Below are 26,366 nucleotides of genomic sequence, written 5' to 3'. Positions count from 1 at the left end.
TTGCTCGACGAGGGGCGCGCAGTTTAGCCCGTCGGCTCGCTGGCATCAACAGCCGGAGCGAAAAATCCCGCACCTCGGGCGTCCGTGGTGCCCTCTTGCGCGCCCTGTGCGGAGCCGATTCAGAATCAGGCGGCGAATCCAGCATCCTTCAGGCGACGCAACTGATCGCGCACGGCCGCGGCCTCCTCGAACTCCAGGTCGCGCGCATGCTGGTACATCTGCTGTTCCAGCGCCTTGATCCGCGCGGCGAACTGGCTGGGGCTGAGCTTGGCGTAATCGGCCAGGCTCTCGGCGACCCGCTTGGCCTTGCCGCGCCCTTTGGCGACCTCGCCCGGCTCGGCGCGTGCGCCTTCCATGATGTCCACGATCGGCTTGGCGACCGACTTGGGCGTGATGCCGTGCTCGGTGTTGTATTCGACCTGCTTCTGCCGGCGGCGGTCGGTCTCGTCGATGGCCTTCTGCATCGAATTGGTGAGGCGGTCGGCATAGAGGATCGCCTTGCCGCGCACGTTGCGCGCAGCGCGGCCGATGGTCTGGATCAGCGAGCCGGCCGAGCGCAGGAAGCCCTCCTTGTCGGCATCGAGGATCGCCACCAGCGACACCTCCGGCATGTCCAGGCCCTCGCGCAGCAGGTTGATGCCGACCAGCACGTCGAACTTGCCCAGGCGCAGGTCGCGGATGATCTCCACGCGTTCGACCGTGTCCACGTCCGAGTGCAGGTAGCGCACGCGCACGCCGTGCTCGCCCAGGTACTCGGTGAGGTTCTCGGCCATGCGCTTGGTCAGCGTGGTGATCAGCACGCGATCGCCCATCGCCACGCGGTCGTGGATCTCTCCCAGCACGTCGTCGACCTGGGTACCGACCGGACGGATCTCGACCTCCGGGTCGATCAGGCCGGTCGGACGCACCACCAGCTCGACGATCTGGTCCTCGGACTTGCGCAACTCGTACGGACCCGGCGTGGCCGAGACGAAGATCGCGCGCGGCGAACGACCCTCCCACTCCTCGAACCGCAACGGCCGGTTGTCCAGTGCGGAGGGAAGACGGAACCCGAATTCGACCAGCGTCTCCTTGCGCGAGCGGTCGCCCTTGTACATCGCGCCGATCTGCGGAACGGTCACGTGCGACTCATCGACCACCAGCAGCGCATCCGGCGGCAGGTAGTCGAACAGGCACGGCGGCGGCTCATCCGGCATGTGGCCGGTCAGGTGCCGCGAGTAGTTCTCGATGCCGTTGCAGTAGCCGACCTCGGCCAGCATCTCCAGGTCGAACTGGGTGCGCTGGGCAAGGCGCTGCGCCTCGACCAGCTTGTTCTGCGAATACAGCTGCTCAAGCCGCTCGCGCAGCTCGGCTTTGATCGTCTCGATCGCGTCGAGCACGGTGCGGCGCGTGGTGACGTAGTGCGAACCGGGGTAGATCGTGTAGCGCGGCACCTTGCGCAGCGTCTCGCCGGTGAGCGGGTCGAACAGGGTCAGCTGCTCGATCTCGCCGTCGAACAGCTCAATCCGCAGCGCTTCGGAATCGCTTTCGGCCGGATGCACGTCGATCACCTCGCCGCGCACGCGATAGGTGGCGCGGCGCAACTCGGTGTCGTTGCGCGTGTACTGCATTTCGGTGAGGCGGCGGATCAGTTCGCGCTGGTCGATGCGCTCGCCGCGCACCATGTGCAGCACCATGCGGAAGTATTCGTTGGGATCGCCCAGGCCGTAGATGGCCGACACGGTGCACACGATGATGGTGTCGCGTCGTTCGAGCAGCGCCTTGGTCGCCGACAGCCGCATCTGCTCGATGTGCTCGTTCACCGAGCTGTCCTTCTCGATGAAGGTATCGCTCGACGGCACGTAGGCCTCGGGCTGGTAGTAGTCGTAGTAACTGACGAAATACTCGACCGCGTTGTGCGGGAAGAACGCCTTGAACTCCCCGTACAGCTGCGCCGCCAGAGTCTTGTTGGGCGCCATCACCAGTGTCGGCTTCTGCACCGCCTGGACGACGTTGGCCACAGTGTAGGTCTTGCCGGATCCGGTGACGCCCAGGATGGTCTGCGCTGACAGACCGTTCTCGAACCCGTCGACCAGCCGATCGATCGCCTGCGGCTGGTCGCCGGCGGGCTGATAAGGCGCTACGAGCTGGAATCCGGCGGGCTGGTCGATGTCGTTCATCGGGGTCAATGCGGGGTAATCCGACAGTGTAGTCCGCCAAGAAGATGGGGGCTCAGGTCGGTTTTCCTACCCGGCCTGGAAGGCAGGACCTATGCCGGCTGAACGCGTTAAGCCTCTAACCTGCCGGCTCCCAGGAAAGGACTCACCTCCATGAGCGGCAAGGATGCCGGCTTGACCCTGTTAGAGCTGGTCATCGGGCTTGCGGTGGCCGCCGTGCTGTTTGCCGTGGCCATACCGGCATTTACCGATGCCCGGGCTGCCGTGAGCCACGGCATCGTAAGGGCCGCCTTGGTGGAAACCTTCATCGATGCCGGCCGCCACGCCACGATCACCGGCACCGACACCGTGATCTGCTCCAGCACCGGCATGGACCTTTGCAGCGGAAGTGTCGATTGGAGCCACGGCTGGATCGTATTCGCCGACCTGGACGGCGACCGAACCCACGATGCCAACGAGACACTGGTCCGGCGCAGCTCCCCGTTGGAGGGGGGCGTTCACCTGAGATCGACCTCCGGGCGTACCCGGCTGGTCATCCAAGCCAACGGCGGAAACGCCGGCTCGAACGTGACCTTCACACTCTGCGACGGACGCGGCTCGGCCAAGGCAACGGCCTTGATACTGTCCAACAGTGGTCGCATGCGTCAGGGCGTGCCTACGCCGACGGCGGCATCGGAATGCGTCCATGGACGGTGACCGGACGCCTGTGATCGGTCGCGCAGCGCCGGAGTCGAGCAAACAAAAAAGGCCCGCCTGATGGCGAGCCTTTTTGTTTCAAATCTGGCGCCCGAAGTTGGACTCGAACCAACGACCCCCTGATTAACAGTCAAGTGCTCTAACCGGCTGAGCTATTCGGGCGGGGCTGCATATGATGCTTGGCCGAGCGCGCCTGGTCAACCCCAGACGCGCGCCTTTTGGCTCACCGGCGCCCGTCGATCACGGGAACGTCGGAACACCTGATTGGCTCGGGCAGGCGACCCACGTGGTCGACCAGTTAGGAGCCGCATTCGAACCATTACCGGTGCACTGATAGCGACTGTCGGGGTTGTTGCTGTTGCCGCCGGGGCTCGGGTAATTGGACGGGCACAGGTAGGTCGGGCCGCCGAACGTCGCCGTGATCGTGTCGTTCTGGGCGATGGTGGAAACACCCACTTCAGTGTATTCACCGATGGGGATCACCCCCACCTCATTCGGGTTGATCACCGTCCCGGCCACCGAAGTGAACGTCGCCGACCCATTGCTCGAGGTGAACGCGGTCACGTCGAAGTCCACACGGTAAGGCATCGTTGTGTTGCCGTTGTTGCGGCACGGGTTCGGGATGTCGATGGTGCCGCTCTTGTTGTAATTGCCGACGCGCACCGTCAGTGCACTGGGCAGGTTTTCACCCTGCTGGGTGGTGCACGGGACCGGATGGCTGCCACTGCAGGGTTCGCTGCGCGTGCCGTACGTGAAGCCGGCCTGCGGCGGGTCGTTGCTGGCAATGGCGTAGTTGCCGAAGCTGACATAGAAGGTGCCGCCCGGCTGCCCGCCACCACTGTTGTTGCTGACGCGGAAAGCCTGCTGGTCGCGCCAGAAACCCGTCACGTCGGGGTTGTAGATCTGCTCATCCTCGTTCGGACTGATGTCGCCAAAGATGGCGATGCCCGAATTGGAAGAGCCGACCCGCGCAAAGACGTCCGTCACCTGGTTGGGCGTCGGGTTGCTGCCAGGCGTGACCTTGCCGCGCACCGGCGTGTCGATCGCGATCGACGTGGAGAAGTCGTCGTTCGTCACCTTCACCTGGCTGCCGGTGATGGGCGTCCATTCCGCAATTTCGGTCAGGTTGATGGACGTGAACGGCAGGACCCGCAGGACGCAATCGCGCAGTTGCGCAGGCGTCGCCGAACTACCGCATGAACTCTTCGCGTCGATGACGGCATCGACCGCTTCCTGTTCCAGATAATCGACGTAGAGGCCGCGCGCATGCAGCCACTTGGTGTCGTTGGTGGCTGCGATATTCAATTCCGCGGGACTGTCCAACTGATGCGTGGTGGCGTCGACTGCGGGCGCCGGCGACACGCGGTCGTTGTAAACAGTCTTGGCGGTCTGGGCACCCGGATTCTGGACAACGTAGCGGTGGTTCAGGTAATCCAGTACGAAATTCTGATAGTTCGTGACGGCAACACCGCCTGGGGCAGGAGTACTTGCGCTGCTCGCCGTCGCCAGGAGATTGGTGTAGTCGTTCGACAGGTCGGCGGCGACGTCGAAGATGCCATCCACGCGGATCAGGCGGCATGCCTCCAGGTAGTTATCTCCTGCCCCGGCGACCTCGAATGCTCCGTTGTTCAGACGGTAATGCAGATGCGTCGTAAGGCGAGGAGAGAACTTCTTTTCGGTAGTGCCAGAGGGATCGTGATGACTGCCGCAGCATGCGGTGCAGTAGCGACTCTGCGTGACGCCATTGGCGGGACGAGCCCGCGCCGAGTAGTTGGCCACCTCCGGCACCGCGTAGCGCGTGCCGTTCCAATAGGTCGGTCGGTACGCAGCCGCGGTTGTCGGCGTATTGGTGCAGGTGCAGCCGACCACTGAGGTTTCGACGCGGGTTTGCGCCTGCGCGTTTCCGCCGCTCAAGGCGGCATACGTCAGGACGTCGTATCGGGTTTCCACCGCGTCGTCCCCGGTGCGGGACACGTTGACCGGTTTGGGGTTGGTGGCTGCGGTCGAGGTCCCGTCGCCGACGGCGATGGGAATCACGCCATTTTCCGTGCTTGGATCGTAGATCAGGACCTTGGGGCCTCGCGACCGCCCGCTACGCGAGCGCTGATTGCGTGCCGAATCCTGAGGATCGATGCCCGCGATCGCGTCCTCCATCCGCACCGCTCGCGCCTGCCCCGAGGCATCGGTCCAGGTCACCGCCATCTCGACGGTCTTGAACTCACGATTGGGCGCGTAGGCCGCGGGCAATGCACCAGTCACTGTGCCGTACTGCTGGAAGGTCGTGCCACCGCCCGCCACCGGAACGGCGTAGCGCTTTACCGTCCAGGACCTGGTAAAGGCAGTGCCATCGACCGTCGTCGCCGAGTCCGAGCCCGTGTTGAGGCCTTGGTACTGGGCCATGGTCATGAACGAGCGCATGTCCTCCAGCTTGCCCTTGGCCAGGGCCAGACCGATGGACTGTGCCTTGACCTCGGCCGAAGCCTGGAAGATCCGGCTCTGCAACGCGGCCAGAGCGAGCAGGCCGAACGAAAGAACCACCACAGCGATCAGCACTTCCAGCAGGCTGAAGCCGCGGGCGCGTCGATTCGGGGAATGGAATTTCATGGGTGCGCCCTCAGATTCCGGTTTGGCTGTCGAGCCAACTGCCTGTCACACGACCGAACTTGACGCTGTCCGGAATCACGCCGCCGGCATTGCCGGAGGCGCTCGTGCTGTCGTAGATCAGGTCGATGCTGCCGGTGATCTTGACGTCGCCCTCCACCACCAGCGAGCCGAAGATCTTCACGTTGCCGTTTCCGCGCACTTTCGCCGTGTTGTTGTTGCTTCGGGCGAACAGCATGCCGAAAAAGTCCACGTTGCCGTTGATCCTGACCTCGCCGTCCACCACCAGGATGACCGAACCGGTCGCCGAACCCGTCGAGTTCAGATCGCAGTCGCCGGTGACGTAGAAGATGCCGCTCGACGACGTGCCCAGGCTGCTGCAGTTCGGCAGTACGGTGGCGTTGTAGTCGTTGATCAGCGCGAATGCCGCGCAATTGTCCGTCCCGCTGGGCCCGCAGTTGGTCAGCACTGTCGAACCGCCTTCGGCCATGACGTAGTCGATATCGAAGATGTATTCGAACAACGAGTCGTCGGTCGGGTCGTTGGGATCGTCGTAGGGCTCGCGCGGGAAGAACGTGATGTCAGGCAGTGCGCCGCAGTTGCCGTCGCGATCGAGAATATCCAGGTTCTCCTTGCGAACGCTCTGCGAGTGACCGGAGAGGAAGTCGACACCGCTCGCACTGACCGACGGGCAGCCACAGGCGTTGTTCGACGTCGCACAAGTGGTCTTGAGGTCGGTGCGGGGCGTGGACTGCAGGTATTCGCCCATGTGGCAGGTGCTGACGCTACCCAGGCCGCCCGCGCCGCAGGCGCTGGCGCCACTGGTGCCGATGTCGATGTCGTTGGGCGACCAGATCGACGCCGCGACGCCGTAACCGCCCGCATTGGGGGCCGCCACCACCTGGGCATTACCCAGGCCCTCCACCAGGCCCGAGGCGATCAGTGGCACCGGCGCGGAGGGATTCATGGTCATCGCCGTGGCCCAGGTCTCCTTGACCGTCGCCGCGGCACTTTCGCCGGCGACCTGGGAATTCGCGATCAGGGTGACGGCCACGTTGCCTGCCGCCGTCGGGTTGAGCTGGCACTCCGGCACCGTCGGATTGGTGGCCGAATAGCCCACGCGGCACAGCAATGCGTTGAGCGTGGTCGCTCCGGTAAAACGGCTGCTGGTATCGGCGCCGGTGAGGATGCCGCCGACCGAGGCGGTCAAGGTACCGTAGGGAATGCCCTCCACTGCCGGCGTGGAAGTATCGTTGTCGTAGTAGTACAGACCCGCGCGGCGCACCGGATCACGTTCCGCAGAGCACGGGTGGCCGGCGGAGAGTGTGCCGCTCGGACATTGCACCCAGCGCGTGGTACCCCCGGTGAGCCAACCGCCAGTCGCGGTCTTGACGACCACGGCCCGATTGGCGTTGAGGAACTGCCCGCCGAGGCTGACGGCATATTCGGCCATCTGCTCGGTCGATACGGCGCGGTTCTGGTTCGTAGAGGTGCGCTGCTCGAAGAACGCAACGTTGGTCGCGAACAGCACGATCACGGTGACGATGCCCAACAGGATCAGGGTGATCGCCAGCGTGGTGATGCCTCGCTGCGAACGAGGCCACTGCGGTGGAAAGCGGGGGTTTCGCGCGTTCATCCTGTTATCCCTTACGTCCCGTTCGGAACGGCGATGCAATTGGTTGAGGCGGCGGCTCGGACGCAGTCCGCACGCACGCGCACGTCGGTGGTGATGGTGCGGGACACACCCGGCATGGATACCAGCGATCCGGTCAGCGTGACCTGCATCTTGCGCAACTGCATAGGCAATACCGCGGTGCCGGCAGCCGCTATCAGGCCCGGCACGCCGCCGGTCGCTGCTCGATCGTTCACCACCTGGAACGCCGTGATGTCGACCACCCTGGGGTCCGACAAAGGACACCAGCCGCCGCTGCTGCAGGAAGCCGGGTAGCTGGAGTAATCGACCGCCGCGCCGCCGCAGTCCGGCTGCACGCCGGTCGCGCTCTCGGCCATCTCCAGCACGCCCACCTGGCGGCCGTTGATGGTGGCGACGACGCGCCGGATGCCGCGGACCTCGCCGTTATCGAGGTTCAGCACGCCCATCCCACCGTTCTCGCGATCGTATGCGTAGATCACGCAGGAACCGTTGGTGCTCAGGAAGATCCTGGAGAAAGGCGAGGCCGCGGTGAACGTCGGAGGGCGCGAAACGTAGCGCATCGCGTCCTCGTCATAGCCCGCCCGCCTGAGGTCGTCGGTGGCCGTCTCCAGGCTGGTGCGCAGCTCCTGGGTCAGGCGCGTCGAACGAACGTATTCGGAATTGGCGCGAATGCTGGACAAAGCGAAGGCCAGCACCGCACCGACGACGATCATCCCGGCGACCAGCGCCACCATCAACTCCACCAGCGTGAAGCCGGCCTGTTTGCGCGCTGCGGCCATCATCAGCACCCTCGATCCAGGTATTCGGGAATCTTGGAAGGCGCCGCCGCCGGCTGGCAGGAAATCGCACGTCCGTTGCGGTCGACAATGATGTCGAGCCGGTAGTCCTGCGACCCGATCGGCGACCGCAGGGAAATGCGACCGGCGTCACCGGCCTCAGTAAGGTTGGCGCGCTTGGGATTGATGACGACCACCCCATCGGTATCGGAATCGGTATCGCCGATGGTGGGGTTCGACGGCACCCTCGCCCCTCGCCACTCGCTTTGGGCAGTCGGGTAGGCGCTGACATCGCAGGCGCCCGCGGTGAAGCAGTCGCAAGGCGTGTCATCGCTCGGGTCGGTGGTGGTCGCCGCGCCAATGCAGAATTCGCCAGCCACGTTGGTCCTGAAACCGACCTTCACGTCCGAATTGCGACGCAGTGCCTCGAATCGCGCATCGCCCACGAAGGACACGACCTGATCGGCGGCGCCACGCAATGCACTGCGTTGGCGGAAATCGGTAAAGGACGGAACAGCGAGCACGGCGAGGATCGCCAGCACGGCGAGCGTCACCATCAGTTCCACCAAGGTAAATCCGTTTGTCTTTGCCGCGCGCATGGCCTGGACCCCTTTTCCCATGCCATCTAAGCAAGACGGGGAGCCAGCGGCAATGTCCTGCCGGACGAACGGGCCCGCGGGCTGGATGAACGCCCTGCGCAGTCGCGATAGACCGACCGACGGGTGCTACGATTCCGCATCGAGGTTTTGGGGACCCTGCGATGAAACAGTCTGGCTTTACGTTGATCGAACTGGTGGTCGTGATCGCCATCGTGGGCATCCTTGCCGCAATCGCTATTCCTTCCTTCGCAGAACAGATCAAAAAGAGCCGCCGTTCGGAGGCCGTCACGGTTTTGGGCGACCTGCAGCTTCGCCAGGAGCGGTGGCGATCCAACCACACCACCTATGGCACGCTGGCGGAAGTCACGGGCACGACGGCCGCGTTGTTCAACGGCGCGCAGAGCAATTACGACTTCGCCGTAACGGTGAATTCCGCATCGGCCTACACGTTGACCGCTACGCCAAAAGGTTCCCAGACGGGCGACCGTTGCGGCACCTACACCCTGGCCCTGGACGTCTCGGCCCGGCCAGGTGTGCCGCCGCAGAAGACTGCCGGCGGCGGTGGCAACTGCCTGTAACCGATCAGGCCAGCACCCTATAGCAGGGCTTGTACTCCCCGGCGATCTTCATCCGCCGCTGCTCGACAAACGCCCTGAGCAACGCATCCAGCGACTGCATCATGCCGGGGTCGCCATGGATCTCGAACGGACCATGCGCCTCGATGCGGCGCATGCCGTCTTCCTTGACGTTGCCGGCCACGATGCCGGAGAAGGCCCGGCGCAGGTCGGCCGCCAGCTCATGCGGCTTGCGGCCGTGGTGCAGGTCGAGCGTCGCCATGGCCTCGTGCGACGGGACGAACGGACGCTGGAATTCCACCGGAACCTTGAGCGACCAGTTGAAGAAGAACGAGTCCTTGTGTGCGATGCGGTTCTCGCGCACCTTGCGGATGCCGGCCGCCATGCGCTTGGCCACGGCAATCGGGTCGCCGATCACGATTTCGTAACGTGAGGTGGCCGCCTCGCCCAGCGTCAGCCGCAGGAACTTGTCGATCTGCTCGAAGTACGGCGCCGATGCGGACGGCCCGGTGAAGATCAGCGGGAACGGCAATCCCTCGTTCTCCTCGCGCAACAGGATGCCCAGCAGGTAGAGGATCTCCTCGGCCGTGCCGACGCCGCCCGGGAAGACGATGATGCCGTGGCCGAGGCGGACGAAGGCCTCCAGGCGCTTCTCGATGTCCGGCATGATCACCAGGTGGTTGACGATCGGGTTGGGCGACTCGGCCGCGATGATGCCCGGCTCGGTGATGCCGATGTAGCGGCTGCGGCGCTGGCGCTGCTTGGCATGGGCGATCGTGGCGCCCTTCATCGGGCCCTTCATCGCACCCGGGCCACATCCGGTGCAGATGTCCAGGCCGCGCAGGCCCAGTTCGTACCCGACCTGCTTGGTGTAGACGTACTCGTCACGCGAGATGGAATGACCGCCCCAGCACACCACCAGGTTCGGCTCGGTCGGGTGCAGGATGCGGGCGTTGCGCAGCAGGCCGAACACGGCGTCGGTGATGCCGTCGGTGCTTTCCAGGTCGCGGCCGCTATCGGCGCGCAGCTCGATCGCGGTATAGGCCAGGTCGCGCACCACGGCGAACAGCAGGTCGGCGACGCCGTGGATGATCTCGCCATCGACGAAAGCCATCGCCGGCGCATGGGCCAGGTCGATGCGGACGCCGCGGTCCTGCTGGTGCACCTGGATGTCGAAATCGGGATACAACTCGCGCGCCGCGCGCGGATCGTCGGATGCGCTGCCGCTGGTCAGCACGGCCAGCGCGCATCGGCGCAGCAGGTCGTGCATGCCCGTGGAGGCATCGCGCAGGCGTGCGACTTCGTCGCGGGACAGCACGTCGAGACCGCCGCGCGGATAGATGCGGGCGTTGACGGTGGGGAGGCTGGTGTCGATTTTGGCGCTCATCTTTCTCTTTCTTTCGTCGTGTTATCGGCTACGACTCTATCGCAGCCGCCCCCACAAAAGAAAACGGCCGGGGATCCCCGGCCGTTTTCTGTACTGCTTGTTGCCTGCGGCAGAGATCAGAACTTGTAGCGGAAGCTGATCTGGGCGGCCCAACGCGAGATGCCCTTGTCGTCGTAGACGGTCAGGTTGTCCGGCGTGTTGACGCGGTACACGTACTTGCCAGCATTGCCGGCGCAAACACCGGTGAGCGGAGCGCCGCCGGCGCCGCAGATGCCGCCGTACTCGACGACGCCGCGCATGGCCGGGAACGACACCTCTTCCACGCGACCCCAATCCTTGTCGATCAGGTTGCCGATGTTGAGGACGTCGAGCGTCAGCTCGGCCTTGTGGCCTTCCCAGAAGCCCGGGAATTCCTGCGAGATCTGCAGGTCGAACTGGTTGACCCACGGTCCGTGCGCGGCGTTGCGCTCGGCGACCAGGCCACGGTGCGTGTTCAAGTAGTCGTCATTGGCGACGAAGCTCCAGAACGCCGCTTCTTCGGCCGGCGAACCGAACACCACGTCGCCCGGGCCCTTCGGGATGTACAGCAGGTCGTTCAGACGGCCGTCGCCGTTGGCGTCGTTGTCGAAGTTGTAGCTGTACGGACGACCCGAGCGGCCTTCGTAGACCATCGACACCATGGTGTCGTTGTCGCCGAAGAACGCGTGCTTCCACTGCAGCGTAGCCAGGAAACGGTTCTTGATCTCGTAGCTCGAGGTCGAGTTGACTTCCTCGTTGGCCTGGAAGATCGAGGTGTTGCCCAGCTGCGAGCTCGAGGTCGAGCTGGTCAGCGGACTGACTTCGTTGGCGTTGGTGTACGTGTACGACGCGGCCCAGGCCCAGTCGCTGTCGTTGAACTGCTTGTCCAGGCCGACCGTCAGCTGCTGGCTTTCGCCCTTGCCGGTCCGCTTGGCGATGATCGCGTCGTTGAAGGTGCGGTTGCGGTTGAAGCGCGCGTCACCGTTGGTGACCACGCCGTTGACGTTCCAGCTGTTCGGGCGCAGGCCGTTGTTGGTCCTGTTGGCGACGGCGCCGGTAGCGTTATTCCAGTAGATCAGGCGACCGTCCTGGCCCACCGCGGTCGGCGCGCCGAGGTTCAGCTGCTGGTAGTAGATGGCGTCCTTCACCGAGGTCAGGACCAGCTCGGTCGATGCGACGACGCCCCACCACGGCAGCTCGGTATCGAACGCCAGGTTGGCCTTCCACACCGACGGCTGGACGAGGTCGTTGTCGAGGAAGTCCACCGACTGGGTGCCGGGCACGCCGCCCGTCTGCGCGATCGGCAACTGGCCGTTCGGATCGGGCGAGAAGACGTTGGTGCCATTGGAGTCGAAGAAGTCGGTGTAGGTCAGGCCGTTGTTGGCATACGGATTGGCCAGCCACACCGTCGCCGCGGCGCCCTTGAACAGACCGAAACCGCCGCGCACCTGGGTCGGACGCTCGGTGTCGTAGGTGTAGTTGAAGCCGAAGCGCGGCGACCACAGGTCGCTGCCATCGATGGTGTTGTCGTTGCGCACGCCGAACGCCGACGATGCCGCGGCGTTGAAGGGCGGCTTGTCATCGACGATCGAGCGGTCGTAACGCAGGCCATAGGTCAGCGTCAGGTTCTCGTTGACCGCCCAGCTGTCCTGCAGGAACAAGCCAAGATTCTTCTGGGTGAACACCGCGGCCATGGCGTCCAGGTCGCCGCCGGCCGGATAGAACAGCTGGTAGCGGCTCGAGATGCCGGCCTCATACGACTGCGGACAGCTGTCCGGGACAACCGGCTGGCCGACCGGTCCCGGAGCGTTGATGCAGTTGAAGGTGTAGACGCCGTTCACGCGGCGACCGAACAGGTTGTAGACCTCGTTCGACTCGTAGTCGGCGCCGAACTTGACGGTGTGGTCGCCCAGGAACAGGTTGCCGGCGAAGAACGCGTTCCACGTCTGCGTCTCGAGGACGTTGGCGTGGGTGTTCTCTTCGGTACCGAAGTTCAGCGTGTTGCTGCCGATGCGGATCGCAATCGCCGGCAGGTCGGCCAGCGGGTTGCGAACGGCCGAGTAGTCGCGGTACGAGACCTTGGCTTCGGTCGAGAAGGTGTCGGTCCAGTCGCTGAACAACTGCGCGGTGTACGTCTCCAGATTGAAATCGCGGACGTAGTGGTAGGTGTTCAAGGCCAGCGACGAGTTGCTGAAGCCCTGCAGGAACGGAGTGTTCTGCTCGGTCTTGCCGTAGCGGAAGCTGGCGCGCTGCGAATCGGTGATGTTCCAGTCGAACTTGATGCCGAACTCCTCGCTCTCGGTGTCCAGCGAGGGCTTGGCCAGGGTGCCCGGATCAAAACCCTTGGCCTGCGACAGCGCGATCACGCGGTCGATCTGCGCCTGGGTGATACCGACGATGTTGCTCTCGCCCGATCCGATCGGACCAAAGCCCGAGTTGCCGGTGAACAGGTCCTTGCCGGTGTAGTTCTCGTAGTTGACGAAGAAGAACAACTTGTCCTTGACCAGCGGGCCGCCGAAGGTCGCGCCGTAGGTCTGCTCGTTGTCGAACAGCGCCGGGCGGATGTCGTTCTGGTTCTTGCCGGACCAGTCGTTCTCGCGGTAGATGCCGTAGACCGAGCCGTGGAACTCATTGGTGCCCGACTTGGTGACCGCGTTGATCACGCCACCGGTGCCGCCGGAGATGGTCACGTCGTAGTTGGCGACGTCGACCGCGATTTCGTCGATGATGTCGATCGAGAACGGCGGGCGCGGCGTCGGCAGGCTGTTGGATTCCAGGCCGAACGAGTCGGCGCTGCTGACGCCGTCGACGCGGATGACGTTGAAGCGCGGGTTCTGGCCGCCGACCGAGATTTCGTTACGGGCCTTGTCGCTCTGCACCACGCGCGGATCCAGACGGGCGAAGTCCTGGATGTTGCGGTTGATGGACGGCATCGTCTCGATCTGCTCGCGCGTCACGGTCGTGCCGGCGCCCATCTTGGTCGCGCTGAACACTTCCGAGCCGCCATAGGAGATCGCCTGCACCGACTCCAGCGTGGTGACGCTGCTGCTGCCGGCCACGGTCACGTCGACCTGGTTGACCTTGTCGAGGTTGAGGTAGACGCCTTGCTGGCTGCCGGCGCCGGCGCCAGTGCTGGTGGTGATCGTGTACGGACCGCCGACGCGCAGGCCGCGGGCGTTGTAGCGGCCGTCTTCGCCGGTCACGGCACGGCTGACGGTGCCCGATTCGGTATGGGTGATGATGACTTCGGCGCCGACCACCGGCTGGCCGTCTGCGCCGACGACGCGACCGGCGATACCGGCGGACGTGGCCTGGGCAAATACAGGAGCAGCAGCAAGAGCGGCAAGCAGGCCAAGCGTGAGCTTGGACAACCGGACACGGTTCGGGTGGGTCATTACATTGGCCTCAATGCGTAAAAAATCGTGGCAGTAGAAGGACGGGCGCCATGTGGGTCTGGCGTCTCTCGCGGACACAGTCGGAAAACCCCTGACCCGGCGGTAGGCACCCCTGCCGGGTTAACAGCAGTTTAACAGGCTAGGACGGAGTTGTTACAGAGCCGTGACGGGCGTCAAAAAAAGTCGTTAAACGCCGCGGGCCGTCAGGGGGGCGTGATCTGCAGGTAAGTCCCCAGGCCGTCGAGGAACATCTGGACGGAAATGGCCACCAGCAGCATGCCCATCAGCCGTTCGATCGCGGTCAGAGCGCGGATGCCCAGCAGCTTGTAGAGCATCGTCGCCGAGAACAGGATCGCTGCCGTCGCGCCCCAGGCGATCAGCAACGCCAGGCTCCACTCGCCCAGACGTTCGGGCTCGTTGCTGCCCATCAGCATCACCGCGGCCATGCCCGAGGGGCCGGCCACCAGCGGGATGGCCATCGGCACGATGAAGGGCTCGCCGCCCGGGATCTCGCCCATCAGCCCTTCCGGCGACGGGAAGATCATGCGGATGCCGATCAGGAACAGGACGATGCCGCCGGCGATCGACACCGACTCCTGGCGCAGGTGCATCACTTCCAGGGCGTACTTGCCGCCCCACAGGAACATCATCAGCACCGCCAGCGCGATCAGCAGCTCGCGGGCCAGCACGAAGCGCTGCCGTTTCGGCGGCAGGCTGCGCAACAGGCTGAGGAAGACCGGCACATTGCCGAGCGGGTCGAGGATCAGGAACAGCAGCAACGCTGCCGAGGCGATTGTCATGGGCGTGCCGTCACGACAAGGGGTTCCACACCTGTCCGCGATGACCCGCGCCGGCCGGAGACAGCAGTGCCACGCAGGCGTCGGCATACACCGACGGATCGACGGCGGCGCGGTCGTTCTCTTCGACGTAGGCCTTGGCACGCAGCGGCGTGCGCATCGGACCCGGTTGCAGGCCGGCGACGCGGACCCGCGAGTTGGCCAGTTCGGCGTGCAGCATCCCGACCAGGCTGGCCAGGCCGTGCTTGGCGACCCCGTAGCCACCCCAGTAGGCGTTCCCCACCCGCGCCGGGTCGTCGAGGACGAACACCAGCGCGGCGTCGTCGGCCTGGCCGAGCAAAGGCAGGCACGCCTGTGTCAGCCACCACGGAGCCGTCAGGTTGACGTGGATCGCCCGGGCGAACGCGGCCGGGTCGGTTTGCGCCAGCGGCGTCAGTCCGGCGAAATCCGCGGCGCAATGCAGCACGCCATCGAGGCGCCCCACCTCGCCTTGCAGGCGCTCGGCCAATTCGGCGTAGTCGTCGGGCGCGGCGCCTTCGAGGTCGAGCGGGTACATCAGCGGCTCGGGCCCGAACTGGGCGACGGCGTCGTAGATGCGGTTGAGCTTGGGCAGCTTGCGGCCGAGCAGCACCACCGTGGCCCCGGCACGCGCACAGGCCTGGGCTGCGGCACTGCCGAGCCCGCCGTGCGCACCGGTCACGAGAATCACGCGCCCATCGAGCGCGCGCGGCTGGTCGGGTCCGATGGCGCTCACTGGCGCTGGGTCTCGCTGATCATGCGTGCCAGTTCGCCGGACTCGAAGAGCTCCAGCGTGATGTCACAGCCACCGATCAACTCGCCGTGGATGAAGAGCTGCGGGAACGTCGGCCAGTTCGAATAGCGCGGCAGGTTGGCGCGGATTTCCGGATCCTCGAGCACGTTGACAGTGTGCAGTTGCGAAGCGCCGGCGGCCTTGAGCGCCTGCACGGCGCGGCTGGAGAAGCCGCACATCGGGAACTGCGCAGTGCCCTTCATGAAAAGCACGATCGGGTGGCTTTCGACTTCGGCCTGGATCCGTTCCATCACGGACATGGGTGAAACTCCTGCGAATGTCTGTTGCTCGGCCATTGACGGCACAGCAACGGAGCGTGGGGATAGAATGTAATTGTAAGCCTTCCCGAGCCGCGGTCGCGTCCATCCCCCGGACCTCACCCCGGCAACCCCCTAGCCAGCCCTTCAGGAGCCCGCAATGGCCATCGAACTGCCCGCCCTGCCCTACGACCGAACCGCGCTCGAGCCGCACATTTCCGGCGAGACCATCGACTTCCACTACGGCAAGCATCACAAGACCTACGTCGACAACCTCAACAAGATGATCGAGGGCACCGAGTTCGCCTCGATGCCGCTGGAAGAGATCATCCGCAAGTCACAGGGCGGCATGTTCAACAACGCCGCGCAGATCTGGAACCACACGTTCTACTGGAACTGCCTGTCGCCGAAGGGCGGCGGCGAACCGAGCGGCAAGCTGGGCGACGCCATCAACAAGGCGTTCGGCAGCTTCGAGAAGTTCAAGGAAGAGTTCACCAAGGTTTCCGTCGGCACCTTCGGCTCCGGCTGGGGCTGGCTGGTGCAGCGCCCGGACGGTTCGCTGGCGCTGGTGAGCACCTCCAACGCGGCCACGCCGCTGACCGGTGAAGACATCGCACTGCTGACCTGCGACGTGTGGGAGCACGCCTACTACATCGACTACCGCAACGCCCGCCCGAAGTACGTCGAGGCGTTCTGGAACCTGGTCAACTGGGACTTCGTCGCTTCCAACATGAAGTAAGCGGCGCCCATCGCGCGATAAAAAACGGCCGGGTTTCCCCGGCCGTTTTTCTTTGTCCTGCGATGGTCGCAGAGATCAGCGAGCCAGCGCCGCGATCACCGGCGCCACTTGCGCCTCGCGGCCAAGCGCATCACCGACACGCTGCAGCGTTTGCGCAAGCGCCTGTCCGCAATCGGCACGCAACGTGGCATGTCCGACCTTGCGGCCGGCGCGCGGCTCCTTGCCGTAGTCGTGCCAATGACCACCGGGTTCGCGCAGCACCGGCAAGGCATCGGGCATCTCGCCGATCCAGTTGAGCATGCAGGCCACGCCGACCATCCGCGTATCGCCCAACGGCAGGCCGAGCACGGCGCGCAGATGGTTCTGGAACTGCGAGGTCTCGCTGCCCTCGATGGTCCAGTGGCCGGAGTTGTGCACGCGCGGCGCGAGCTCGTTGGCGAGCAGTTCGCCATCGCGGCAGAACAACTCCAGCGCGAACACACCGACGTAGTCGAGCGCCTCGGCCAGCTTGCGCGCATGTTCGAACGCGGTCTGCGTCATCGCATCATCGACGCTGGCCGGCGCCAGACTGGCCGACAGCACGCCGTCGACATGCCAGTTCTCGGTCAGCGGCCAGGTGCGGAACTCGCCCTCGCGGCCGCGCACGGCCACCACCGAAAGCTCGCGCTGAAAATGCACGAAACCTTCCAGGATCAGGCCGACCTTGCCGGCTTGCGCACCGAGCGCTTCCCAGGCGGCATCGGCGTCGGCCGGCGTCTTGATGCGGAACTGGCCCTTGCCGTCATAGCCGAGCCGGCGCGTCTTGAGGATGCAAGGCGTGCCGATCTGTTCGAGTGCGGCACCGAGCTGCTCGCGGGTGTCGATCGCCGCGAAAGGCGGCACCGGGATGCCGAGCTCGACGAACAGTGTCTTCTCGGCCAGCCGATCCTGTGCGATGGCCAGCGCACGCGGGTTCGGGAACACCGTGACGCGATCGCTGAGCCAGTGCGCCGATTCGGCCGGCACGTTCTCGAAGTCGAACGTGGCCACGTCGACCTTCGAGGCGAATTCGGTCAACGCCGCCTCATCGCGATAGTCGCCCACCACCATCGGCGCGAACTGTCCGGCGCACGCGTCGGCGACGTTGTCCATCACCAGGAAGCGCAGGCCGAGCGGCGCGCCGGAAAGCGCCAGCATGCGCGCCAGCTGACCGCCACCGAGAATGCCTACCTTAGGGTGTGTCATGCCGCTTGCCATAGACCGCGCCGTGATTGTGCGCCTGCAGCGCAAGGAAGAGTGAAGGAGTGGATGTCGATCCACGACTGAGCGATGACGCGGCGATGCGGGCGCACAACCACGGCCCTTCGGGTTGCCACGCAGCCACCGCCACACTGCGTTGCGCGCCTTGGCCGCAGGACGGCTGCGGCGCTGCGGCGCACGCCTTGCCTGACGGCGGCTGCGGGGCAACGCGATCTATGGCAAGCGGCATGACACACCCTCATTGCCGCGGATCGCCGTTGGCGAGAACGTCGTCGGTCTGGCGCTTGCGGAAATCTTCCAGCGCCTGTCCGATGCCCGGCTGGTCGTGCGCCAGCAATGCGGCTGCGAACAGCGCGGCATTGGCGGCGCCGGCATTGCCGATGGCGAAGGTCGCCACGGGAATGCCCGCCGGCATCTGCACGATCGACAGCAGCGAATCCATGCCATTGAGCGCCTTGCTCTGCACCGGCACGCCCAGCACCGGCACCGCGGTCTTGGCCGCGAGCATGCCCGGCAGGTGCGCCGCGCCGCCGGCGCCGGCGATGATCGCGCGCAGGCCGCGTGCCTTGGCATTGGCCGCGTAGTCGAACAGCAGGTCCGGCGTGCGGTGTGCCGACACGACCTGGATCTCGTGCGGGACACCGAGCGCTTCGAGCCTGGCGGCGGCGTGCTGCATCGTCTCCCAGTCGGAGCGCGAGCCCATCACGATGCCGACCAGCGGCGCCTGCGATGCGTTTGTCATGGTTCGACCCTGCGGCAAAACGGTATTCTACCGGCCTTCCGCCGGAGCTTCACCGCCCATGGACCGCAAGCTGCTCGACCTGCTCGTCTGCCCCACCACGCGCCAGCCCCTGCAACTGCTCGACGGCCGTGGCCTGCAGGCACTCAACGCCGCCATCGCGGCCGGCGGCATCGTCCGTGGCGACGGCAGCGCACAGGCCGACGCCCTGGGCGAAGCGCTGGTCACCCGTGACCGCAAGACCGTCTACCGCATCGACGACGGCATACCGGTGCTGCTGGCCGAAGAGGCCATCGCCACGGTCCAGGTCGAAGGATTTCCCGCCGCATGAGCCCCCGCTTTGCCCCGCCGCCCGCCGAGTCGATCGCCCGTGATGTGAGCCTCGCTCTGGCCGAGGACCTGGGCGCCGGCGACGTGACGGCCGCGCTGCTGCCGGACGACACGGACTGCGCCTACCTTCTGTGCAAGGAAAACGCCGTGGTATGCGGGCGCCCCTGGTTCGACGCCTGCCATCGCGCGCTCGACCCCGACGTGCGCATCGACTGGCATGTGGCCGAAGGCGACCGCGTCGACAAGGGCACCGTGCTGGCAACCCTGCAAGGCCGCACCCGCGCTCTGGTCAGCGCCGAGCGCGCCTCGCTCAACTTTCTGCAGACGCTTTCAGGCACCGCCACCACCACCGCCGAATACGTCGTGGCCGTCAGCGGTACCGGGACCCGGATTCTCGATACGCGTAAGACCATCCCCGGCCTGCGCCTGGCGCAGAAGTACGCCGTGCGCGTGGGCGGCGGCGTCAATCACCGTATCGGCCTGTTCGACGCGGTGATGCTGAAGGAGAACCACGTGCGCGCGGCCGGCACGCTGACCGCGGCGATCCGCGCGGCGCGCGCGATGCATCCGTCGTTGCCGCTGATCGTGGAAGTCGAATCGATCGCCCAGCTTGAAGAGGCCTTGCGCGAAGGCTGCGACCGCATCCTGATCGACGATTTCGACGCGGCCATGAGGCGGGAGGCCGTGCGCATCGCCAAGGCCGCTCCCTTCAACGGCACGATCCCGCTGGAAGTATCCGGCGGCGTCGACATGACCACGCTGCGCGTGATCGCCGAAGATGGCGTCGACTTCATCTCGATCGGCGGACTGACCAAGCATGTCCGCGCGATCGACCTGTCGCTGAAACTGGGACCGCCGCCGGCATCCGCGCAATGACGGATGCCTTGCGGCAACCGCATCGTCAACGCAACAACCAGACCCCGGCCACCGCAGCCAACGCGATTACGGCGGCTACGCCCAGCCACAACCAGGTCTGACGATCGCCGGGGTGGCTCTCGCGGCGACGCGGGGACTTGGGCACGACCTGCTTGGTGACGACTTGAACCGGTCCGGCCTTCTGGCCCGGCTTGGCGACGCGAAGCTGCAGGGCATCGAACGCGATCACGTCACCCACCTTGGCCTCGCCGCGCAGCACGCGCTTGCCGTTGATGTAGGTGCCGTTGGTCGAGCCAAGGTCCTCCACCTGGATGCCCGTTTCGGTAGGCAGCAGCCGTGCATGTCGTCGCGACATGCCTTCGTCGTCCAGTCGCAGCTGGCATTCGGGCGCGCGTCCAATCGTGACGACGCCGTGAATCGGAAGCTGCTGGCCCACTGCGTTGCCCGACAGGCCGCGCAGGACGTAGCGCGGCGTCGCCGCACGCACCGCGGTCACGCCCGGGTCGTCGTTGGCCGCCGGTGCGTCCAATGGGCTCTCATCGGGCCGCAGGCCCGGCGTGGTCTCCAGCGAAGCCAGCCGCGCATGGACGCGATCGAAGGCCATGCTGTCGCCGGGGCGCAGCGCGATGAGGCCATCGACGCGGCGTCCGTTGACGCTGACCGGAATGCCGTGCGGCACATCCAGCATCACGCCGTTGTTGGACACGTGCAGCTGGCAGTGCTGAGGCAGCACGCCGGGACGATCGAGCACGATGTTGGATTCGGGGTCGGAACCGACCCGGTTGATGCCCAGGCCCAGCAGGACCTGCGGATGATCGCCATCGGGAAATACGAGTTTCATGCGGACAGTGGCCCCCTCCACTTGCACTCTGCGGAGGCTTGCGAGTTCGCACTCGTGCCACCACAGTAGATGCATGCCGACTCTACTGATCCTGATGATCGTCGCTGCGACGGTGTTCGCATTCTGGAGCGCCGGGCGCGCCGCAGCTGAACGCGCCGAGGAAGTCGGGCGCGACGCCTGCCAAGCCGCCGGCGTGCAGTGGCTGGACCAAAGCGTGCACGCCATCGGCCTGAAGCTGTGCCGTCACGACAACGGCTGGCTGGGTTGGGAACGTACGTTCCGCTTTGACTATTCCATCGACGGCGAAGATCGCCACGTCGGGAGACTGGTGCTCCGCGGCGATCGACTGATCGCGTTCAGCGGCCCGGTGACGCGCAACGTGGCGCCGTTGCATTGACGTCATTCCGGGCGCGGGGATGACGTTAAGGCAAGGCCGCGCTGAAGCGCAGTAGCCAGCTCTTCGCTATCGGGGCGTCATTCCCGCGAAGGCGGGAATCCGGGCCTTTGCAGATGCCCGTCTCGGACTGGGTGGAACCCCGCTTTCGCGGGGATGACGTTTCGGCGAAGCCGCGCTGAAGCGGGGCCAAAACGTCATTTGACGATGCGCAGGTGCGAACCTCGCCGCGGCGGTGCCGGAGTATCGGGGCCGTCGTCATCGCCATGCGGCGAGTGGTCCTGAGAGGACTCAACGGCATCGTCCTCGGCCTCGCCGCCGGACGCCAGCGCCTCGTCCGGCAGGGCCATGCCCTGCCCGGTCTCGCGGGCATAGATCGCCAGCACCGCGCCGACCGGGACCGACACCGGATGGCTGACGCCGCCGAAGCGGGCGCTGAAGCGGATCGTGTCGTTGCCCATCTCCAAGTGCGACACGGCGCGCTCGGCAATGTTCAGCACGATCTTGCCGTCCTTGACCGCATGCATCGGCACCTGCACGGCCGGTCGCGTGGCATCCACCAGCAGGTGCGGCGTCATGCCATTGTCGGCGATCCATTCGTACAACGCCCGCAACAGGTACGGACGGTGGCTGGTCATCAGGGAACTGTCTTCACTCATGCCCACAGTCTAACGCCGAGCAGGCTCTCCAGCGGACCATGCAGCGTCCGCAACGCGCGCTCCATCCCCATCATACGAGCGGCACCATGCCGCGGAATGCCGGGAGCGCAATCAGGCAGGTAGCTCGCGAAGCTTGCGTTCCTGCTCGGTCAGGCTGCGGGTGAAACCCGGGTTGCGGAAGATCCGGTTGCCGTAATCCTCGATGGCCTTGCCGTCCTTCGGCAACGGCACGCCCAGCGCATCCAGCCGCCAGATGATCGGCGCCATGGCGCAATCGGCCAGGCTCATTTCGGGGTTCAGGAAGAACTTGCTGGCCTTGAACAGCGGCACCGAGGCGGTCAGCAGTTCCTTCAGGCGCTTGCGCGCCGCCTCTGCCTGGACCTTGTTGCCCAGCTGAATGGCCTGAACCTGCGGCACCCAGTCGTGCTCCAGCCGCAGCATCGCCAGACGCAGGCGTGCCCGCGAAAGCGGGTCGACCGGCATCAGCGGCGGATGTGGATAGCGTTCGTCGAGGTACTCGCTGACCACGCTCGCTGCGTACAGCACCAGGTCGCGCTCGACCAGGGTCGGCACCGAGTGGTACGGGTTGAGGTCGACGAGGTCTTCGGGCGGATTCTGCGGGTCGACCGGAATCAGGTCGTAGGTGACGCCTTTGGCCGCGAGCACCAGGCGCACGCGGTGGCACAGCACGCAGTCGGTGGAAGAAAACAGGGTCAGCGCATTACGCATACGTGGGCTCGCCGCCATCATCGACCTCTCCAGCCACCGGAATCCGCCAGTAGCAAGACGCCATCCACCCCGTGTGGACGGTCGTCACGGCCTCGAGCTTCGCATCCCCTGCCATGCAATGAAAAGCCCGCGATCAAGCGGGCCTTTCAGTGGACGGTATGCGATCAGTGCTTATCCACGTCGCGCCAGTACTCAAGCTTGAGCAGGTAGGCGATCAGTGTTAAGCCCACCAGGAACAGGACAACCCACACGCCCAGGTTCTGGCGCTTGAGGGCGGCCGGTTCGCCGGCGTACTCGAGGAATACAGTGATGTCCCGCACCGCCTGGTTGAACTGGGCGCTGTCCAGCTTGCCCGGCGTGGCGACCTTCAGGCCATGCACCGGACGGTCGCCGGTGGCCTTGTCGGGTTCGCCGTACTCGGCGTGCTGCAGGCCCTGAAGCTCCCACAGCGGGTTGGGCATCGACGCGTTCGGGAACAGCTGGTTGTTCCAGCCGAGCGGGCGCGACTCATCCAGGTAGAACGACTTCAGATAGGTGTAGATCCAGTCGCTGCCGCGGACACGGGCGATCAGGCTCAGGTCCGGCGGCATCTTGCCGAACCACTGGTTGGCGTGTTCCGGGGTCAGGCTGACCTGGATCTGCTCGCCGATCTTGGCACCGGTGAAGTTGAGGTTCTCCATCACCTCGTCCTCGCTCAGGCCGAGGTCCTCGGCCATGCGCGAGTAACGCAGGTACTTCAGCGAATGGCAGCCCGAGCAGTAGTTCATGTACAGCTGGGCGCCGCGCTGCAGCGACGCGGTGTCGCCCAGGTCGGTACCCGAGGGCTGCAGGTTGCCGCCACTGGAGGCGAACGCGCTGGCCGAGACCAGCAGGCCGGCGGCGAAGGTGGCGAGCTTCTTCACGATGGGCATCTTCAGGACGGAGCGGCTGTGTGCTTCAGGGCCTTGGGCGATTAGGTCAGTCATGCATCTTCACCCGTTCCGGCACCGGCTTGGTCCGGTCCAGCTTGGTCCAGATCGGCATCGTGATGAAGAAAGTGAAGTACAGGAACGTCAGCACGCGACCGATGATCGTCTCGACCGGGTCGGTACCCGGACCCGCGCCGATCTTGCCCAGCCACAGGAAGCAGATGGCCAGGATCGCAAGCATCACCTTGGTGATCCAGCCGCGGTAGCGATGCGACTTGACCGGCGACTTGTCCAGCCACGGCACCGCGAACAGCACCGCGATCGCCGAGAACATCACGATCACGCCGCTGAGCTTGTGCGGAATGACGCGCAGCATCGCGTAGTACGGGGTGTAGTACCACACCGGCTTGATGTGCTCCGGCGTCACCAGGCGGTTGGCCTCGGTGAAGTTGTCATGTTCCAGGAACCAGCCACCGAAGGCCGGCGCGAAGAAGATGATGAAGGCGCAGATGATCAGGAAGAAGCAGGCGCCGAAGATGTCCTTGACCGTGTAGTACGGGTGGAAGGGAATGCCGTCGGCCGGCTTGGTGGGATCCCAGCGGTTGCCCTTCGGGCCCTTCTTGATGTCGACGCCGTCGGGGTTGTTGGAACCGACCTCGTGCAGCGCGCCCATGTGCAGCACGACCAGCAGCAGCAGCACCAGCGGCATCGCGATCACGTGCAGGGCGAAGAAGCGGTTCAGGGTGGCGTCGCCGGGCAGGTAGTCGCCCATGATCCATTCGGTCAGGCCGTTGCCGATGATCGGGATCGCGCCGAACAGCGAGATGATCACCTTGGCGCCCCAGAACGACATCTGGCCCCACGGCAGCACGTAGCCCATGAAGGCTTCGGCCATCAGCACCAGGTAGATCAGCATGCCCAGGATCCACACCAGTTCGCGCGGCTTCTGGTAGGAGCCGTACATCAGGCCGCGGAACATGTGCAGGTAGACGACGATGAAGAACATCGACGCGCCAGTGCTGTGCATGTAGCGGATCAGCCAGCCCCACTCCACGTCACGCATGATGTATTCGACCGACGAGAACGCTTCGGCCGCGGACGGCTTGAAGTGCATCGTCAGGAAGATGCCGGTGACGATCTGGTTGACCAGCACCAGGAGCGCCAGCGAACCCATGTAGTACCAGAAGTTGAAGTTCTTCGGCGCGTAGTACTCGGTCATGTGCTTGCGGTACATCGGCATCATGCCGGGAGCGCGCGCGTTGACCCAATCCATGACGCCGTTGGCGGTGCGGGTAATGATGTTGGACATGACTTACGCCGCTCCCGTGCTGCTGGACTGCGTGGGATCCACGCCGATCACGATCGTGTTGTCGTTCTCGTAATGGTGCGGCGGGACCACCAGGTTGGTCGGTGCCGGCACGCCCTGGAAGACGCGCCCGGCCATGTCGAAGCGCGACTTGTGGCAGGGGCAGAAGTAGCCGCCCTTCCACTCCGGATCGAACGGCTCCGGGCGGATCTCGGCCTTCATTTCAGGCGAGCAGCCCAGGTGGGTGCACAGGCCGACCAGCACGGAGATTTCCGGCTTGATCGAGCGCAGCTCGCCCTTGATGTAGGCGGGCTGCTGATCCTTGTTTTCCGACTTGGGATCGCGCAGGCGGCTGTCGAGGGTCGGCAGCGTTTCGAGGATCGACTTGGAACGCTTGACGATCCAGATCGGCTGGCCGCGCCATTCCAGGACGATGCGCTGGCCTTCGGTCAGGGCACTGATGTCGGCCGTGATCGGCGCGCCGGCCAGCTTGGCCCGCGCACTGGGGTTCCACGACTTGATGAACGGTACCGCCGCGAACCCGGCTCCGACCGCACCAACCACAGCCGTGGAGGCAGTCAGGAACCGGCGGCGGCCAGTGTTCACAGGATCGTTTTTAGGATCTTTGATCCCTTGGTTGGCCATCCGGCACTCCGCAAAACTTTAGAGAACGAAGTTTCGCCGCATCGCACGCGCCACTGGCGACGGCTTGCGGCTCAAAAAGACGAGGAAGTGTAACGGAACGGTGAATGGCCCGACAATCCGCCGCAGCCGTCACGGCTCCTTCCCGGCCCGGAATGCCCGGATTCGGAACGGTCCGGCACCTCAGCGCACGACCGGCGCCGACCCCCGATAACGCTCGGCCAGCACCGCAACGCGCTGCACGTAGCGCTGGGTCTCGCTGTAGGGCGGCACGCCCTTGTACTTGTCCACAGCCCCCTCTCCCGCGTTGTACCCGGCTGCGGCAAGCCTGAGATCGCCGTTGAAGCGCTTGAGGAGCCAGCCCAGGTACTGCACGCCGCCGCGAATGTTCTGCGCGGGATCGAAGGCGTTGCCGACGCCGAAACGGCGCGCGGTGGCCGGCATCAGCTGCATCAGGCCCTGCGCCCCCACTCGCGACAGCGCCCCCGGGTTGAAGGACGACTCGGCGTGGATGATGGCCCGGACGACCGCTTCCTCGACCCCGAACTGGGCCGAAGCGCTGGCGATTTCCGAGTTGTAGGCCGTGGTGTTGAGCCGGATCTTGCCGAAATTGACGCCAGGCAGCGCTCCGCAGGCGTAGCAGTTCTCGATCTGGAAGATCGGGAAGTCGACCCTCGTCACCTTGACGTTGGCCACGCCTGCGGGCCGCCGGTTGCTGTAGTTGCGTACGCCGTTGGCGTCGATATACGAGTAGGTCGTCGTGGAGCCCATGCGCAGGAACCGCGCCTTCATTGGGGCATCGCCTGCCTGCCTGGGCACGGATGCGGCCGGCGTGCCGGTCACCACGCTGGCGGACGTGACCGCCCCGACGGCGGCGGGCAGAGCCGCTGGCGGCGACGGCGGCGGGGCCGGACGGGACGCCGTTTCCTTCGATGGCCGGTACTGGCTGACCACCGTGCAGCGCGCGCCCCTGACGGGCTTGCTGACGTAGCTGCGGCTGCCGTCGGCGGCCTCGCAGCGATACAGGGCACCGGCCACGGCTGGAGCGCCCAGCAGCAGACAACTGATCCCCAGCAGCAGTGCGCCCCCCCTCATGCCGCGAGTGTCTCCCGTCGCACAGACCTTGCCAAGGCCTTGATGGCTGATGACCGCGGAAACGTGACCAGGGCGGCAAACCGGCCCGCAGGCCCGGTTGCGCCGGTAAACTACCGCCCCTCCGGCGCGGATTAACCGCCGCCCCTC

25 protein-coding genes and 1 tRNA gene are annotated in these 26,366 nt (G+C 65.4%); 6 read left to right on the top strand and 20 right to left on the bottom strand.

The genetic code is table 11. The features are described 5' to 3' along the window. Positions 1-125 precede the first annotated feature (125 nt). Positions 126-2,159 (bottom strand): excinuclease ABC subunit UvrB, encoded by a 2,034-nt coding sequence (gene uvrB, locus J2X06_RS05385; protein WP_310059243.1) that lies wholly within the window; start codon positions 2,157-2,159, stop codon positions 126-128. A gap of 150 nt (positions 2,160-2,309) precedes the next feature. Here uvrB and J2X06_RS05380 point away from each other — a divergent pair, with 150 nt between their 5' ends. Beyond that, on the top strand, positions 2,310-2,852 hold the full coding sequence (locus J2X06_RS05380; RefSeq protein ID WP_310059240.1) for a GspH/FimT family protein: 543 nt from the start codon (positions 2,310-2,312) through the stop codon (positions 2,850-2,852). 85 nt (positions 2,853-2,937) lie between these two features. Here the strand turns inward: J2X06_RS05380 and J2X06_RS05375 are convergent. From J2X06_RS05375 to J2X06_RS05355, 5 genes are all read right to left on the bottom strand, one after another. Next, a tRNA-Asn gene (locus J2X06_RS05375) sits at positions 2,938-3,014 on the bottom strand. Between the two features lie 78 nt (positions 3,015-3,092). After that, the gene (locus J2X06_RS05370; protein ID WP_310059237.1) at positions 3,093-5,456 is read right to left on the bottom strand and encodes a prepilin-type N-terminal cleavage/methylation domain-containing protein; all 2,364 of its coding nucleotides are present in this window, start codon (positions 5,454-5,456) and stop codon (positions 3,093-3,095) included. Between the two features lie 10 nt (positions 5,457-5,466). Continuing rightward, positions 5,467-7,089 carry a hypothetical protein gene (locus tag J2X06_RS05365; RefSeq protein WP_310059234.1) on the bottom strand — a complete coding sequence of 541 codons (1,623 nt, stop codon included), beginning with the start codon at positions 7,087-7,089 and terminating at the stop codon, positions 5,467-5,469. Positions 7,090-7,100: 11 nt separating this feature from the next. Further along, positions 7,101-7,889, bottom strand: a complete 789-nt coding sequence (locus J2X06_RS05360) for a PilW family protein (protein ID WP_310061258.1) — start codon at positions 7,887-7,889, stop codon at positions 7,101-7,103. Beyond that, complete coding sequence (locus tag J2X06_RS05355) at positions 7,889-8,482, bottom strand: prepilin-type N-terminal cleavage/methylation domain-containing protein (protein ID WP_310059231.1); 594 nt, start codon at positions 8,480-8,482, stop codon at positions 7,889-7,891. The genes J2X06_RS05360 and J2X06_RS05355 overlap by 1 nt, the downstream gene beginning before the upstream one ends. A 161-nt stretch (positions 8,483-8,643) precedes the next feature. On the opposite strand from J2X06_RS05355, the gene J2X06_RS05350 reads away from it, so the two are divergent. Beyond that, positions 8,644-9,060 carry a type IV pilin protein gene (locus J2X06_RS05350; RefSeq protein ID WP_310059228.1) on the top strand — a complete coding sequence of 139 codons (417 nt, stop codon included), beginning with the start codon at positions 8,644-8,646 and terminating at the stop codon, positions 9,058-9,060. A gap of 4 nt (positions 9,061-9,064) precedes the next feature. On the opposite strand, the gene ppnN is transcribed toward J2X06_RS05350, so the two are convergent. The 5 genes from ppnN to grxD form a co-directional block, all read right to left on the bottom strand. Further along, entirely contained in the window at positions 9,065-10,444 is a 1,380-nt protein-coding gene (ppnN, locus tag J2X06_RS05345) for a nucleotide 5'-monophosphate nucleosidase PpnN (protein WP_310059224.1), read from the bottom strand. A gap of 116 nt (positions 10,445-10,560) precedes the next feature. Next, complete coding sequence (locus J2X06_RS05340; protein ID WP_310059220.1) at positions 10,561-13,857, bottom strand: TonB-dependent receptor; 3,297 nt, start codon at positions 13,855-13,857, stop codon at positions 10,561-10,563. 203 nt (positions 13,858-14,060) lie between these two features. Next, positions 14,061-14,657: a YhgN family NAAT transporter gene (locus tag J2X06_RS05335; protein WP_310059218.1), complete on the bottom strand. Its 597-nt coding sequence runs from the start codon at positions 14,655-14,657 to the stop codon at positions 14,061-14,063. Positions 14,658-14,667: 10 nt separating this feature from the next. Beyond that, positions 14,668-15,408: an SDR family NAD(P)-dependent oxidoreductase gene (locus tag J2X06_RS05330; RefSeq protein WP_310059215.1), complete on the bottom strand. Its 741-nt coding sequence runs from the start codon at positions 15,406-15,408 to the stop codon at positions 14,668-14,670. After that, positions 15,405-15,725 carry a Grx4 family monothiol glutaredoxin gene (gene grxD, locus J2X06_RS05325; RefSeq protein WP_310059213.1) on the bottom strand — a complete coding sequence of 107 codons (321 nt, stop codon included), beginning with the start codon at positions 15,723-15,725 and terminating at the stop codon, positions 15,405-15,407. The genes J2X06_RS05330 and grxD overlap by 4 nt, the downstream gene beginning before the upstream one ends. Before the next feature lie 157 nt (positions 15,726-15,882). On the opposite strand from grxD, the gene J2X06_RS05320 reads away from it, so the two are divergent. Continuing rightward, complete coding sequence (locus J2X06_RS05320; protein ID WP_310059210.1) at positions 15,883-16,461, top strand: superoxide dismutase; 579 nt, start codon at positions 15,883-15,885, stop codon at positions 16,459-16,461. Positions 16,462-16,536: 75 nt separating this feature from the next. Here the strand turns inward: J2X06_RS05320 and J2X06_RS05315 are convergent, their stop codons facing one another. Then, a complete protein-coding gene (locus J2X06_RS05315; protein WP_310059207.1) occupies positions 16,537-17,685 on the bottom strand; it encodes a 5-(carboxyamino)imidazole ribonucleotide synthase in 1,149 nt (382 codons plus the stop codon). A 253-nt stretch (positions 17,686-17,938) separates the two neighbouring features. Further along, positions 17,939-18,442, bottom strand: coding sequence for a 5-(carboxyamino)imidazole ribonucleotide mutase (purE, locus tag J2X06_RS05310; protein WP_310059204.1), 504 nt, complete (start codon positions 18,440-18,442; stop codon positions 17,939-17,941). 58 nt (positions 18,443-18,500) lie between these two features. Between purE and J2X06_RS05305 the strand changes: the two genes are divergently transcribed. Together J2X06_RS05305 and nadC are read left to right on the top strand one after the other, a co-directional pair. Then, positions 18,501-18,770 carry a Trm112 family protein gene (locus J2X06_RS05305; protein ID WP_310059201.1) on the top strand — a complete coding sequence of 90 codons (270 nt, stop codon included), beginning with the start codon at positions 18,501-18,503 and terminating at the stop codon, positions 18,768-18,770. Next, positions 18,767-19,645 (top strand): carboxylating nicotinate-nucleotide diphosphorylase, encoded by an 879-nt coding sequence (gene nadC / locus J2X06_RS05300; protein WP_310059199.1) that lies wholly within the window; start codon positions 18,767-18,769, stop codon positions 19,643-19,645. Before J2X06_RS05305 ends, nadC begins: the two co-directional genes overlap by 4 nt. Before the next feature lie 25 nt (positions 19,646-19,670). Here nadC and J2X06_RS05295 read toward each other — a convergent pair whose 3' ends face one another. Next, positions 19,671-20,486, bottom strand: a complete 816-nt coding sequence (locus tag J2X06_RS05295; RefSeq protein ID WP_310059196.1) for an FHA domain-containing protein — start codon at positions 20,484-20,486, stop codon at positions 19,671-19,673. A 73-nt stretch (positions 20,487-20,559) separates the two neighbouring features. Here J2X06_RS05295 and J2X06_RS05290 point away from each other — a divergent pair, with 73 nt between their 5' ends. Next, complete coding sequence (locus tag J2X06_RS05290; RefSeq protein WP_310059194.1) at positions 20,560-20,883, top strand: DUF3301 domain-containing protein; 324 nt, start codon at positions 20,560-20,562, stop codon at positions 20,881-20,883. A 194-nt stretch (positions 20,884-21,077) separates the two neighbouring features. Here J2X06_RS05290 and J2X06_RS05285 read toward each other — a convergent pair whose 3' ends face one another. The 6 genes from J2X06_RS05285 to J2X06_RS05260 form a co-directional block, all read right to left on the bottom strand. Further along, positions 21,078-21,539 (bottom strand): ClpXP protease specificity-enhancing factor, encoded by a 462-nt coding sequence (locus J2X06_RS05285; RefSeq protein WP_430539498.1) that lies wholly within the window; start codon positions 21,537-21,539, stop codon positions 21,078-21,080. A 111-nt stretch (positions 21,540-21,650) separates the two neighbouring features. After that, entirely contained in the window at positions 21,651-22,286 is a 636-nt protein-coding gene (locus J2X06_RS05280) for a glutathione S-transferase N-terminal domain-containing protein (protein WP_310059190.1), read from the bottom strand. Between the two features lie 146 nt (positions 22,287-22,432). Then, on the bottom strand, positions 22,433-23,179 hold the full coding sequence (locus J2X06_RS05275) for a cytochrome c1 (protein ID WP_310061253.1): 747 nt from the start codon (positions 23,177-23,179) through the stop codon (positions 22,433-22,435). A 46-nt stretch (positions 23,180-23,225) separates the two neighbouring features. Continuing rightward, entirely contained in the window at positions 23,226-24,485 is a 1,260-nt protein-coding gene (locus J2X06_RS05270; RefSeq protein ID WP_310059187.1) for a cytochrome b, read from the bottom strand. A 3-nt stretch (positions 24,486-24,488) separates the two neighbouring features. Then, positions 24,489-25,127, bottom strand: coding sequence for a ubiquinol-cytochrome c reductase iron-sulfur subunit (petA, locus tag J2X06_RS05265; RefSeq protein ID WP_310059186.1), 639 nt, complete (start codon positions 25,125-25,127; stop codon positions 24,489-24,491). A gap of 180 nt (positions 25,128-25,307) precedes the next feature. Beyond that, the gene (locus tag J2X06_RS05260; protein ID WP_310059184.1) at positions 25,308-26,219 is read right to left on the bottom strand and encodes a lytic transglycosylase domain-containing protein; all 912 of its coding nucleotides are present in this window, start codon (positions 26,217-26,219) and stop codon (positions 25,308-25,310) included. Positions 26,220-26,366 lie beyond the last annotated feature (147 nt).

This window comes from Lysobacter niastensis (assembly GCF_031457115.1).
GTDB classification, from domain to species: domain Bacteria; phylum Pseudomonadota; class Gammaproteobacteria; order Xanthomonadales; family Xanthomonadaceae; genus Lysobacter_J; species Lysobacter_J niastensis_A.
The sequence above is the reverse complement of the archived record's forward strand: the minus strand, read 5'-3'. Positions and strand labels throughout refer to the sequence as shown.